Here is a 13,205-nt window from a genome sequence, read left to right as displayed (position 1 = left end):
TTACATAAATCTGCTAAAAAAAAGAGAGAATTGTACGCTATTTTAGACATAGAAACTACTGGAGGAAAGTATAATGAAGAGGGAATTACTGAGATTGCTATTTATAAGTTTGATGGCCATCAAATTGTAGATCAGTTTATAAGTCTCGTAAATCCTGAAAGAGAGATTCAAGAATTTGTTGTTAAGCTTACGGGTATAAATAATAAAATGCTTCGCAATGCGCCTAAATTTTATGAAATAGCCAAGAGAATTGTTGAAATTACCGAAGACTGTTTTATTGTAGCACATAATGCTAATTTTGATTATCGAATTCTTCGTACAGAATTTGAAAGATTAGGTTATAAGTATACACGAAATACACTTTGTACAGTTACCTTGAGTAAAAAACTCATTCCAGAGGCTCCTTCTCATAGTTTAGGAAAATTGTGTAAGTTTATAGGTATTCCAATGTCTGATCGCCACAGAGCTACAGGAGATGCACTTGCTACTGTACAGTTGTTTAAGTTGTTGTTGGATAAAGATGTAGAGAAAAAAATTATTCAACAGTCAATTAAATACTTCGATAATCGTCAAGAGAAGCATCGAATTCAAAAGATATTAGATAGTCTTCCAGAAAGCCAAGGAGTCTTTTATGTGCATAATGACGAAGGAAGTATTATCTATATTGATAGAGGTAAAAATATACGACAAGAAGTTACGAAGCTATTTTTAAAAGAAACTCGTAAAGCACTAAAAATTGTAAAAAGAGTTACAAAAGTTACTTATGAAGAAACAGGAAACCTTCTTTTTACTAGGTTGAAATATCATTTAGAGCTGGACAAAATTAAGCCTAAATTCAATATCATTAGAAAAAGAAAGATTAGTGATAAAGGTTTTAATCATGACCACATGATTGTGGTCGATAAAGGACGAACTCCGGAAGAAAATGCAGTGATTTTAATCGAGAATAATGAAGTAGTTGGTTATACATATACAAACTTAGCTTTTCAAGAAAATCAAATCTCAATTTTAAAATCCATGTTAACTTCAGTTGAAAATAAAGAGTTGGCAAAAATCATTATAAAAAACTATTTGCTTAGAAATAAAGTATCTAAAATAGTGCGATTACAAGTTGAAAATAATTTGTAATATTGTTTAAACACCTAACAAACCTATTCTTTTGGGTACAAATCCACAAAACTGGAAAGATAAATTACATGAAGTAATTTACGAAGCTGATACCTCTGCTGGTAAATTATTTGACATCGTATTATTATTTGCAATTTTAGCAAGTATAGTATTGGTAATGCTCGAAAGTGTTGAAAGTTTTGATACAAAACATCATACGTTTATATACGTGTCGGAATGGGTTATTACGATACTTTTTTCAATAGAATACATACTCAGGATTATTTCAATAAGTAAACCCAGTAAATATATTTTTAGCTTTTATGGAATTATAGATTTTCTATCAACGGTTCCTATGTATTTAACCTTCTTTTTCGTTGGGTCACACAGTAGTTTAATAGCTTTGAGAGCTTTGCGTTTGCTTAGAGTTTTTAGAATACTTAAAGTATCTAGGTATATAGGAGAGTCCAATCAATTAATAAAAGCATTAAATGCAAGCAAAGCTAAAATTGGTGTGTTTCTTTATTTTGTTTTGATTATTTGTATCATATTAGGTTCAATAATGTATTTTATTGAAGGAGCAGAAAATGGTTTTACGAGTATTCCCAGAAGCATTTATTGGTCTATTGTAACATTGACAACTGTAGGGTATGGAGATATTGCGCCACAAACTCCTTTAGGTCAGTTTATAGCGAGTATCACGGTAATCATCGGTTATGCTATTATTGCGATTCCTACCGGAATTGTGAGCTCAGAAATGACGAAACGAAAAGTAGACTTAAATACGCAATCTTGTCCCAATTGTTCATACGAAGGACATAAAGATGACGCAGAATTTTGCTATCATTGCGGCACAAAACTGAATTAAATGTCACAAGAGAATACATTAATTACTATTGTTGGAGCTACAGCTATTGGAAAAACGGCGTTAAGCATTAAACTAGCTCAACATTTTAACTGTGATATCATTTCATGTGATTCTCGTCAATTTTATAAAGAAATGACTATAGGGACCGCTGTTCCAGATACTGATGAATTGGCAGCTGCACCACATCACTTTATTCAAAATCGCAGCATTTTTGAGGATTATTCTGTTGGTCAGTTTGAAAAAGATGCTTTGGCTAAATTAGAGGAATTATTTGCTAAAAATCCAGTTCAAATTATGGTGGGTGGTAGTGGATTGTATGTAGATGCAGTATTGAAGGGCTTTGATGATTTTCCTGATGTAAATCCACAGATAAGAATTGATTTAACTTCTGAACTTGAAAATAAAGGCATAGAGTATCTTCAACAGCAACTAAAAGAGTTAGATATAGAAACCTACAATACCATTGCTATTGACAATCCACATCGATTAATACGTGCCTTAGAAATTTGTATAGGAACAGGAGAAACGTATGCATCTTTTAAAAACCAACCTAAAACGCCACGTAACTTTCAGTCTATAAAGATAGGATTGAAAGCTGATAGAGAAATTATGTACGATCGTATCAATCGTCGTGTGGATATTATGATTGAAAATGGTTTGATAGAAGAAGCTCAACAATTACACCAATATAAAGAGTTAAATGCATTACAAACAGTAGGCTACAGAGAATTATTTGAATATTTTGATGAAAATTTTACGAAAGAGTTTGCTATAGAGGAGATTAAAAAGAATTCTAGAAGGTTTGCCAAACGACAAGGAACCTGGTTTCGTAAAGATTCAGAAATCATTTGGTTTGATTTTCAAGAAGATGTTCAAAAAATTATAAAAACTGTTGAAAATAAACTTTAACGAATTTTAAGGCTTCTGCATAAGCCACTTTTTTATATTTGTCAAAAAACAGAAATACATGAAATTAAAAATCACTTTTATACTAGCTTTATTTTTTATCGGATTTACGAATGCACAAACCAAAGTGGGTACTGTAAATAGTGAGCTGATTGTAGGTAAAATGCCACAAATGAAAGGAGTTTTGCAAAGAGTAGAGAGTTATGGAAAACAGTTAGACTCAACTTTTCAAATCAAAGCTACTGAATATAAAGAAAAAGTAAATTCGTATAAAGCTGAAGAAAAGTTGATGACGGATGATGATAAAAAAGCCCGAATTCAAGAATTAAGAACACTTGAACAAGAAATGGGAAAATTTCGTCAAAACGGAACAGCTATGATGCAATTGCAAAAAGAGCAAAGTATGCGTCCGTTATATAAAAAATTAGGTGAAGTGATTGCTGAAGTTGCAAAAGCTAACGGATATACTCAAATTTTAACCACAACAGGAAATGAATTTGGATATATTGATGAGCGTTTTGATATCACTCAATTAGTATTAGACAAATTAGGAATTAAAGAGTAAATCTTTATGTATCACAAACAAAAAGACTTACAATTACAATACGAAGGATTTTTACAAACACCTTTTCTATGGCATGGAAAAGGTGTTTTTGATTTAGAGCAATTTGCTGTTTCACCAACACCTATCAGTTCTTTTAATGAAGTAATCATTCAAAAATTACGTTTGGGTAAATTGGTAGAACGATTTGTTTCTTTTGAATTACAGCAAAATAATGACATAACTATTCTTGCTGAAAACATTCAAATTCAACAAGAAAAACTCACTTTAGGAGAGTTAGACTGTATATTGCAGCAAAATAAAAAGATAATACATTTAGAAATTATTTATAAATTCTATTTATACGATACTTCTGTAGGAAACTCTGAAATAGAACATTGGATTGGTCCCAACAAGCGTGATTCTTTTATTCAAAAATTAACCAGACTTAAAGAAAAACAATTACCTCTACTCTACTCTAATCAATCTGAAAAATATTTAGAGAAGTTAAAATTAAATACTTCTACAATCACTCAACAGGTATATTTTAAAGCACAATTATTTGTTCCTATACAAGATATAGCAAAAGAGTTTCCATTGGTAAATAATGAATGTGTTTATGGTTTTTATATCTATCCGAAGGAATTATCACAATTTTCTAATTGTAAATTCTATATTCCTAATAAACATAATTGGATAGTGAATCCACACCCAAATGTTGATTGGTTAAACTTTAATACATTTCAAAACAATCTTCAGAAATTTTTAGAAGAAGAAAATACTCCATTGTGCTGGCTTAAAAAAACTAACGGTGAATTGCTTAAATTTTTTGTGGTTTGGTGGTAACCTTTAGTTTTGAGATTCTCTTTCTAGAAGTAATAAAATATACACCAGATAGCAATACTATAGAAGCAACAATAGATTGAGCAGTTAGGGTTTCATCTAAAAAATACCACCCTAAAAATAAGGCTACAACAGGATTAACATAAGCTGAAGTAGATACTTTTTCAGCGGAAACCTCTTTTAATAAATAATTAAAAGCAGTAAAAGCTACAATACTACCAAAGGCAATTAATAAAACCATCGACCCTTGAGCTTTTAACGACCAACTTATTGGTGAAGACCATGTTTCATTTAATAAAAATGAACCAGCAAAAAGAAAACTCCCCGCAATAAGCATTTGATATCCTGTACTTACAAAGAAGTTTTTGGGCAGTATAGCTTTCGCTACAAATACACTTCCGTAACTCCAACTTAAAATACAAGAGAAAATCATAAAAATACCAATAAGCATATCTTTTGAAGTGGTAATTTCATTTTGACTCACCAACAAATACATTCCTATAACTCCTAAAATAACCCCAATAATAGATTGCTTTTGCATTTTCTTTCCATCAATCAAACGTAAGAGTAATAATACAAATAAAGGTTGTGTTGCAGCTAATAAAGCACCAAAACCACTATCAACATATTTCAATGCCCAAACGAACATTCCATTACCATATACCAAAAACAGAAATCCCGCAATAGCAGAATTTAATAATTGTTTTTTAGTTATTTTAACTGGGACTTTTAAAAATTTTGCAATCAAGATAATTAATGCTCCTGATATTGAAAAACGAATAGCAGCTAACAATAATGGTGAAACCTCTGTAACAACAATTTTATTTAACAAATAAGTTGATCCCCAAATAATATAGATCGCAATAAAGGCAGTTATAATAAGCGGTTTTGATTCTTTCATTTCATCGTGTTCTAATGAGCTAAAAATACAATAAAACCTTTTGTCTGTAACAAAAAATCGTTTGATAATATTATCAAACGATTTTTTAAATTTATTATTAGGTAATTATAATTTTGCTAATAGTTTTTCTGCTACTAATTCTGATGATGCTGGATTTTGCCCTGTAATTAAATTACCATCTTCAATCACATATTCTTGCCAATCTCCTGCTTTGCTATAAATTCCCCCCTTATTTTTTAGCTCATCTTCCACTAAAAATGGCACAATTGAAGTTAATTGTACTGCATCTTCTTCTGTATTAGAAAAACCTGTTACTTTTTTATCTTTAACTAAAGGTTCTCCTTTTAATTTAGCATCTTTTAGTACTATCGGTGCATGACATACAGCTCCTACTGGTTTACTATTCGAGTAAAAAGACTCAATTAAAGCTATAGAATCTTTATTTTCAGCTAAATCCCATAAAGGTCCATGTCCACCAGGATAAAAAATAGCGTCATAATCAGCTTCTTTAATATCACTTAGTTTTGCAGTATTCGCTAAAACAGTTTGAAGTTCTTTATCTTTATTAAAACGAAGTGTAGCTGGTGTTTGAAAATCCGGTTCGTTACTTTTGGGGTCAATTGGTGGTTGTCCTCCTTTTGGAGATGCTAAAGCCACTTCCACTCCTTTATCTTTCAAAAAATAATAAGGCGCTGCAAATTCTTCTATCCAAAATCCTGTTTTTTCTCCTGTATCTCCTAGCTCTTCATGACTAGTAAGTACAAATATTACTTTTTTCATATTATTTCTGTTTTTTAAGTTACCACAAAATTAAAATATGAAAATTGTAAAAAAATTGATGTATGGTAATAAAGAACCTTATAAAGTCTCTTTTCGTATTCTACTTAAACTTTCTGTTGTTATTCCTAAGTAAGAAGCTAAATGATAATTTTTAATTTGCTGTTCTATATTTGGGTAGGTTTGTAAAAATAGATGGTATCTTTCTTTGGCAGACAATACTAAATTATTTAAAATTCTTTTTTGAAACCGTACTGTTGACCGTTCTAGTTTTTTTCTAAAAAAATGTTCTATTTTAGGTACCTTTTCATAAATGTTATCCAAATCAATCTTAGCTACTTTTAGCACAATAGCATCTGTTATGCATTCAATGGTTAGTACAGACTCTGATTCAGAAAAGTAGCCTATATAATCACTAATCCACCAATCGTTAATTGCAAACTGTATGGTATGTTCTTTTCCTTTAGCATCCATAAAGAAGGTTCGTAAGCAACCTTTTACAACATAGTATTGATAATATACTTTTTCGTTAGTATGTAATATAATATCCCCTTTTTTATATGTTACTTCCGAAAAAATATTATCAACTACTTTTAATTCTTCATTCTCTAGTAGAAGATCTTTAAATATATTACTAACAGATGCACTCATTGTAAAATATTATAATAGACTTTCTAAATAATGTTGATCTATTTGGTAAGTATCTTTTAATTCTGAAATTTTAGCTTCAATACGTTCTGAATCTACCTTTTTAGAAGATTTGGCTCCAATTAGCATTACATTTTTACGTGTATGCTCGTTACTAATAAATTCAAACACTTTAGTATTATATTGGTGTTTTTCAAGAATTAATGCTCGGATAGTATCAGTAACCATTTCAAACTGACGTTCTTTAAAAATCCCGTATTTTAATAAGGGGCTCTCCTGTTCTTTTCCTTTTACTTGCTGGCGGATTTGCTTATGGCAACATGGAGCGCAGATAATCAATTCAGCTTTAGAAACCAATCCTTTGTATATAGCATCATCAGTAGCTGTATCACAAGCATGTAAAGCTATTAAAATATCTATTTTATCATTATCATACTCCTGAATGGGTTGTGCAACAAACAATAAGCCTTTAAAATCACACTTTTTGGCAATGTCGTTACAGTAATTTACCAAGCCTTCGCGTAACTCAATACCTGTAACGCTTGCAGTATATCCTTTTTGATTCACTAAATAATCGTATAAAGCAAAGGTTAAATACCCCTTTCCAGAACCCATATCTACAATATTGATATGATTTGGCAATTTAACCGACTGTATCTGTGCTTCAATAATTTCTAAATACTTATTGATTTGACGGTATTTATCCGCCATTTTAGGAATTACTTTTCCTTCTCTATCTGTTACACCTAAATGATATAAATATTCACTGCTTTCAGCTCTCTTCTCTTTAGGTTTATCGTGAGTTTCTGGTAATTTGTTTTTAAAACTAGGTTGCGTAGTTTTATAGCTTACCTTTTTCTTTTTTGAAATGAACACCAATAAGTCATTCGCTAACGTAAATAAGGTTGCTGCTCTAAATTTTTCTGAAAGTAAGTTAGTTAACTCCTCTACACTTTCTTCGAAAGAATAGTTTTTAACCTGATCATTTGTGAGATATCTATATAAAAACTGAAAATGAGTTTCTCCTCTCAGTTCTATTTGACGAACATACACATTTGATAACTCATCACTTTTACGAATGGGTTTGCTTAAGGTTAGTTTTACAAAATCATTTTTTTGAATACTGTTTTGAAACTCAATAAACAGTTGATGTAAGGCTTCTTTCATTTTACAAAAATAATTAATAAACTTTACTTAATAACTTAGTATAGAAGTATTGTGAAGCTTTCTTTTTATTAACTATTTTTACCTAATATTGACTTGAAAAGAAATTTATTTTTAACACCTTACATAGAATGAGACTACTTTACTACGCTTTAATTTTATCTTTATTTATATCAGTTTCATGCTCTGGTAAAAAAACTTCTCTAAAAGAAGCGCCAAAATACTCTGCTATAACACCTGTAAATAAAACATCTATTATCATACTAGGAACAATCCAAGATGCAGGATCTCCTCAAATTGGATGTAACAAAGAATGTTGTATCAACCTTTTTGAGCACCCTGATAAGGATAGAAAGGTTACCTCATTAGGCCTCATTGATGTTCCAAATAAGAAAACTTATTTGTTTGAAGCTACGCCAGATATTGGAGTGCAAATGAAAATGCTTGCTGAATATGGGGGTAAGAGTAGCAAAGAAAACACTGATGGTATCTTTTTAACACATGCGCACATAGGGCATTATTCCGGATTAATGTTTTTAGGGAAAGAAGCTATGGATGCTAAGGATGTACCTATTTATGCGATGCCTAGAATGAAAGAATATCTTAGTAATAATGGTCCGTGGAGTCAGCTTGTAACAAGAAATAATATAGAGTTGATGGAACTACAAAATGAAGAGCCTGTTCAACTAGGAATTAACATTAAAGTAACTCCTTTTATAGTACCACATAGAGATGAGTATTCAGAAACTGTTGGCTATAAAATTGAAGGACCTAATAAGACTGCGCTTTTTATTCCAGATATTGATAAATGGGAAAAATGGGGTAAAAATATAGTAGATGAGATAAAAAAAGTAGATTATGCTTTTGTAGATGCCACTTTTTACGATTCAAAAGAAATAAACAATAGAGATATTTCGGAAATCCCCCATCCTTTTATTGTTGAAAGCTTTCAACAATTTGAGAATTTGGAAGCCGCTGATAAAAATAAAGTAATCTTTATTCATTTTAATCACACAAATCCTGTAATTAACCCAGATAGTGATGCCGCAAAAACAATAATTAACCACGGGTTTAGAATTGGGAAAATTAACGATGTTTTTGAATTGTAAAACTATTTTGAAATGAAGCAAACCATATATAAACTGGAACAATTATTAAAATCTGGTGCTGAGTATATTTCTAATTCCTTAGAGTCTGATTTAACTTACAAATCCAATCCTAAAAAATGGTCAAAAAAAGAAATTTTAGGACATTTAATAGATTCAGGGATTAATAACCTTCAAAGATTTACTGAAATTCAGTTTGATAACAAGCCTTATAGAATAAGGAAATACAATCAAGACAGATTGGTAAAGGCTAATGATTATCAAAATTCCGAAACTAAAGAAATTCTGGAGTTTTGGAAGTCGATTAATAATCGAATTCTTTATGTAATAAAGCAGCAGACCGAAGAAACGTTAGCTTTTAAAATAGAATTAGAAAAAGAAGACTTCTCCGACTTAAGGTTTTTAATGAACGATTATGTTGATCATATGGAACATCATTTGAATCAAATAATGAATTAATATGAAACAATCTATAGTTCATATAGCCTTGGTTGTAAAAGATTATGATGAGGCCATAGAATTTTACACTGAAAAATTGAGTTTTGAAGTGATAGAAGATACCTATCAACCAGAACAAAACAAAAGATGGGTTGTTATAGCTCCTCCCAACTCTACCGGAACAACAATTTTGTTGGCTAAAGCTTCAAAGTCAGAGCAAGAAAAGTTTATTGGAAATCAAACTGGCGGAAGAGTCTTTCTATTTTTAAATACAGATGATTTTTGGCGAGATTATAATGAAATGACATCAAAGGGAGTCGAATTCGTTAGAGCGCCTAAAAAGGAAGATTATGGAACTGTGGCGGTGTTTAAGGACTTATATGGGAATTTGTGGGATTTATTACAGCTAAACACTGCGAAAAAAGAGAACAAATAACAACGTAATAGAATATCACATGAAAATTTTTGAAGAAAATAAAAATGAATTTCTTATTTCAACTGATAAGAATAAATTAGACATTTCTATGATTCATGATTTTTTAACAAATGAATCAGGCTGGAGTGATGGAATACCATTAGAAAGGGTGAAAAAGTCAATAGATAACTCTTTAAATTTTGGAATCTATATTCAAGGTAAACAAATAGGATTTGCAAGAATCATATCTGATTTTTCAACCATAGCTTATTTAGGGGATGTTTTTATTCAAAATGAATATAGAGGTTTTGGATTAAGTAAGTGGTTAATGGAAGTAATTACAGGGCATGAAGAATTACAAGGCTTAAGACGATGGATTTTATTAACAGATACTGCTGAATGGCTTTATGAAAAATACGGATTTAACAAGCTCCCTAACCCAGAAGTTTATATGGAAAAGTTTAATCCTAATGTTTATGCAAACTAAAGGGAATAGATAATATTAAAAAATAAAGAATTGATATACGAAGTAGATAAAATCGATAAAACAGAATACAAAGAAGTAGTAGATGTTTGGGTAGCTTCTGTTAGGGCAACACATCACTTTTTAAAAGAAGAAGATATAGAGTACTTTAAACCATTAATTTTAAATCATTATTTAGATGCTGTTGAATTAAGATGTGTTAGGAATAGTAATAAAAAGATTATCGGATTTCTTGGAGCAGCTAATCAAAATTTAGAAATGCTATTTATTCACCCAGAATATCGAGGTAAGAAAATAGGAAAAACTTTATTAGATTATTCTATAGAAAACTTAAGTGTTACCAAAGTTGATGTGAATGAACAGAATGAGCAAGCAGTAGGATTTTACCAATATTATGGGTTCGAAAGAATAAGTCGTTCAGAACTAGATGCATCTGGCAAACCTTATCCAATACTACATATGAAATTGAAAAATAATTTAAAAAAATAGAATCAGAATGTTTATTATTAATCTAACATATAAAGTTCAGCTAGAAAAAGTAGATAATTATTTAAACGAGCATATTGAGTTTTTAAATAAACAATATGAGCTAGGTCATTTTATAGCTTCTGGCCGTAAAGTTCCAAGAACTGGAGGAGTAATTCTATCTAATGTTAATAGCAAATCTGAGTTAGAAAGAATTATAGAAAAAGATCCTTTTAAAATAAATAATCTAGCAGATTATGAGTTGATAGAGTTTGTTCCAAGTAAAACAAGCAAGCAATTAAGTTTTTTATTGGAATCATAACATAAAAGCAGATACTTATCACTTTTGAAAATCAGCTAATTAAAACGTTTTAATTAGCTGATTTTTTTAAAAAATTAAACTTTTTTCCATGAGTGAAGTCTTAAAGCTATAACTATTTAAGATCCTCATATATGAAATCAAGTGTTTTTTTGTATTTATTTTTAATTACCTGTTTTTTTTCGTGTTCAAAGGAAGAAGCTGAATATACTCCTGTAGATCAAAGTTCAGTTTTAAACTTACCCAAAGTTCCTTTCAATTATTCCAATCCAAATTTTCCTAATTCTTTTAATAGTTTCGTTATGGATGTATTAGATAATACACCAACTAACAACCCTACTACTGATGCGGGAGCTACATTGGGAAGAGTTTTATTTTATGATAAAAATATGTCTGCCAACAATACTGTTTCATGTGCTTCTTGCCATCTTCAAAATAAAGGCTTTTCTGATGATAGAAAACTTAGTGTTGGTTTTGATGGAGGTTTTACAGGGAGAAACTCTATGGGATTAGCGAATGCGCGTTTTGGAGAAAATGGAAAGTTTTTTTGGGATCACAGAGCAGCAACATTAGAAGAACAAGTATTGATGCCTATTCAAGATGAAGTAGAAATGGGAATGAGTTTAGATGATTTGATCGTTAAATTATCTGCTTTAGAATATTATCCAGCTCTATTTACTGAAGCTTTTGGTTCTTCTGAAATAAATTCAGATAAAATTTCTAAGGCACTTGCTCAGTTTGTAAGGTCTATGGTTTCTTACCAAACGAAATATGATGAAGGCTTAGCCCAAACAGGTAACTTATTTGATAATTTCCCGAATTTCACTGCTCAAGAAAACCTTGGAAAATCTATTTTCAATGGTTCTTTTAGAGCTGAACCAGGGGGAAATTGTGCAATTTGTCATATGAACAATGGAGCAATTCCAGTAAACCCTACTTCAAATCTTCAAAATTTAGCAATATTTACTATGGTGGCCTCTCCAAGAAATAATGGAATTGATCCAGATGGAAATGTAGCTGACACAGGAATAGGCGGTGCTTTAGGTGTTACTAACGCTATAGGTGCATTTAAAGCCCCTTCTCTTCGTAATATAGAATTAACAGCTCCTTATATGCATGATGGAAGATTAGCAACTCTTGAAGATGTAGTTGAGCATTACAGTACTGGTGTATTAGGTCACCCACAATTATCAGCTCCTGCTTTAGTAGACGCTAATGGAAATCCTATTCATTTAAATTTATCGCAAATAGAAAAAGATGCATTAGTTGCTTTTCTTAAAACCCTTACTGATTATGAATTTATTATGGATGAAAAGTATGCAAATCCTTTTAATAACTAATCAAGTTAAAAATATGAATTTTCAAACCGTGTTGAGTTTAGTAAAGAAATTTTCCTTTTTATTCTTTTTTATTTTCATTTCTTGTTCTGATAATAATTCTTCGGAATCAAATATTGAAAATGAAAGTGAGGAAATTGAATTTAAAGTAATGTCCTATAACATTTCTGGAGGTACATTTTCTACCCATAAAGATTCAATTATATCGTTAATAAAGAAGAATTCCCCAGATATTCTAGGAGCACAAGAATTAAGTGGTTCTATTAAATCTGAGTTTTTATCCTTGTTAGGATTGAGCTATTCTATTATAGAAACGTTTCCTTCAAACGTGAATATTAGTACTCACAATATTATATACAACAATCGATTATTCAATGTTACAAATTTTGGATACTTTGAAACTGAAACTTGTGGACCAAGACGCTTTATAAATTGGGCATTATTGAAAAGGAAAGACAATAATGAGGAATATTACATCTATAACACTCACTTGTGTAATTCAGATTTAGAATTGAGAAAACAACATTTAATTGATTTAGTGGACCTAATGGATGAACATAAAGCTCAGTTTGGAGCTGATTATAAAGCCATACTCACAGGTGATTTTAATTCAGGACTGGATACTGAGTTTATCCAGTTTATGTTAGGTAAAGAAAGTCTTACAATCAATCTCAATATCTATATAAACCCAGTAGATATAATTGATACTTGGAGAGAAGTAAATCTAACTGATACTAAACCGTCTCAGGGAGAAATTTCGGTAGATTGGATATTTTCTACTCCTAATATTGAAACTATAAGTTCATCAGTAGACATGACAGGAACAAATAGTCAAAACGAATTTCCTTCGGATCATTCTCCAGTTATTACAGTGTTTAAATAATTA

The 13,205-nt window shown here is 30.6% G+C and carries 17 protein-coding genes; 13 read left to right on the top strand and 4 right to left on the bottom strand.

Features of this window, described 5'->3' with window-relative positions:
* Positions 1–30 precede the first annotated feature (30 nt).
* From ACQY6M_RS02635 to ACQY6M_RS02615, 5 genes are read left to right on the top strand one after another with little or no spacing between them, the layout of a single operon-like run.
* Entirely contained in the window at positions 31–1,128 is a 1,098-nt protein-coding gene (locus tag ACQY6M_RS02635; protein WP_428740263.1) for an exonuclease domain-containing protein, read from the top strand.
* Between the two features lie 31 nt (positions 1,129–1,159).
* A complete protein-coding gene (locus ACQY6M_RS02630; protein ID WP_428740262.1) occupies positions 1,160–1,975 on the top strand; it encodes an ion transporter in 816 nt (271 codons plus the stop codon).
* Positions 1,976–2,884, top strand: coding sequence for a tRNA (adenosine(37)-N6)-dimethylallyltransferase MiaA (miaA, locus tag ACQY6M_RS02625; protein ID WP_428740261.1), 909 nt, complete (start codon positions 1,976–1,978; stop codon positions 2,882–2,884).
* A 58-nt stretch (positions 2,885–2,942) separates the two neighbouring features.
* Complete coding sequence (locus tag ACQY6M_RS02620; protein ID WP_428740260.1) at positions 2,943–3,446, top strand: OmpH family outer membrane protein; 504 nt, start codon at positions 2,943–2,945, stop codon at positions 3,444–3,446.
* Between the two features lie 6 nt (positions 3,447–3,452).
* Positions 3,453–4,268, top strand: a complete 816-nt coding sequence (locus ACQY6M_RS02615; RefSeq protein ID WP_428740259.1) for a DUF1853 family protein — start codon at positions 3,453–3,455, stop codon at positions 4,266–4,268.
* On the opposite strand, the gene ACQY6M_RS02610 is transcribed toward ACQY6M_RS02615, so the two are convergent.
* The 4 genes from ACQY6M_RS02610 to ACQY6M_RS02595 all read right to left on the bottom strand — a co-directional run bounded on the left by ACQY6M_RS02610 (position 4,243) and on the right by ACQY6M_RS02595 (position 7,758).
* Positions 4,243–5,166 carry an EamA family transporter gene (locus tag ACQY6M_RS02610; RefSeq protein ID WP_428740258.1) on the bottom strand — a complete coding sequence of 308 codons (924 nt, stop codon included), beginning with the start codon at positions 5,164–5,166 and terminating at the stop codon, positions 4,243–4,245. The two genes, ACQY6M_RS02615 and ACQY6M_RS02610, sit on opposite strands and share 26 nt — an antisense overlap.
* A gap of 105 nt (positions 5,167–5,271) precedes the next feature.
* Positions 5,272–5,946: a type 1 glutamine amidotransferase domain-containing protein gene (locus ACQY6M_RS02605; RefSeq protein WP_428740257.1), complete on the bottom strand. Its 675-nt coding sequence runs from the start codon at positions 5,944–5,946 to the stop codon at positions 5,272–5,274.
* Between the two features lie 78 nt (positions 5,947–6,024).
* Entirely contained in the window at positions 6,025–6,594 is a 570-nt protein-coding gene (locus tag ACQY6M_RS02600) for a Crp/Fnr family transcriptional regulator (RefSeq protein WP_428740256.1), read from the bottom strand.
* Between the two features lie 9 nt (positions 6,595–6,603).
* Positions 6,604–7,758 carry a class I SAM-dependent methyltransferase gene (locus ACQY6M_RS02595; RefSeq protein WP_428740255.1) on the bottom strand — a complete coding sequence of 385 codons (1,155 nt, stop codon included), beginning with the start codon at positions 7,756–7,758 and terminating at the stop codon, positions 6,604–6,606.
* Between the two features lie 128 nt (positions 7,759–7,886).
* On the opposite strand from ACQY6M_RS02595, the gene ACQY6M_RS02590 reads away from it, so the two are divergent.
* From ACQY6M_RS02590 to ACQY6M_RS02555, 8 genes are all read left to right on the top strand, one after another.
* On the top strand, positions 7,887–8,864 hold the full coding sequence (locus ACQY6M_RS02590) for an MBL fold metallo-hydrolase (protein ID WP_428740254.1): 978 nt from the start codon (positions 7,887–7,889) through the stop codon (positions 8,862–8,864).
* Between the two features lie 12 nt (positions 8,865–8,876).
* Positions 8,877–9,320 (top strand): DinB family protein, encoded by a 444-nt coding sequence (locus ACQY6M_RS02585; RefSeq protein WP_428740253.1) that lies wholly within the window; start codon positions 8,877–8,879, stop codon positions 9,318–9,320.
* A 1-nt stretch (position 9,321) separates the two neighbouring features.
* Positions 9,322–9,735: a VOC family protein gene (locus tag ACQY6M_RS02580; protein WP_428740252.1), complete on the top strand. Its 414-nt coding sequence runs from the start codon at positions 9,322–9,324 to the stop codon at positions 9,733–9,735.
* A 19-nt stretch (positions 9,736–9,754) separates the two neighbouring features.
* Entirely contained in the window at positions 9,755–10,201 is a 447-nt protein-coding gene (locus ACQY6M_RS02575) for a GNAT family N-acetyltransferase (RefSeq protein WP_428740251.1), read from the top strand.
* Between the two features lie 30 nt (positions 10,202–10,231).
* Positions 10,232–10,687 carry a GNAT family N-acetyltransferase gene (locus ACQY6M_RS02570; protein WP_428740250.1) on the top strand — a complete coding sequence of 152 codons (456 nt, stop codon included), beginning with the start codon at positions 10,232–10,234 and terminating at the stop codon, positions 10,685–10,687.
* A gap of 7 nt (positions 10,688–10,694) precedes the next feature.
* Positions 10,695–10,985: a YciI family protein gene (locus tag ACQY6M_RS02565; protein ID WP_428740249.1), complete on the top strand. Its 291-nt coding sequence runs from the start codon at positions 10,695–10,697 to the stop codon at positions 10,983–10,985.
* 131 nt (positions 10,986–11,116) lie between these two features.
* Positions 11,117–12,322, top strand: a complete 1,206-nt coding sequence (locus ACQY6M_RS02560) for a cytochrome-c peroxidase (protein ID WP_428740248.1) — start codon at positions 11,117–11,119, stop codon at positions 12,320–12,322.
* Between the two features lie 13 nt (positions 12,323–12,335).
* Positions 12,336–13,202, top strand: a complete 867-nt coding sequence (locus ACQY6M_RS02555; RefSeq protein WP_428740247.1) for an endonuclease/exonuclease/phosphatase family protein — start codon at positions 12,336–12,338, stop codon at positions 13,200–13,202.
* Positions 13,203–13,205: the final 3 nt, after the last annotated feature.

This window comes from Tenacibaculum sp. (assembly GCF_050290165.1).
Lineage (GTDB): Bacteria > Bacteroidota > Bacteroidia > Flavobacteriales > Flavobacteriaceae > Polaribacter.
Note: the sequence above shows the minus strand (reverse complement) of the source record. Positions and strands in the feature narration are given on the sequence as shown.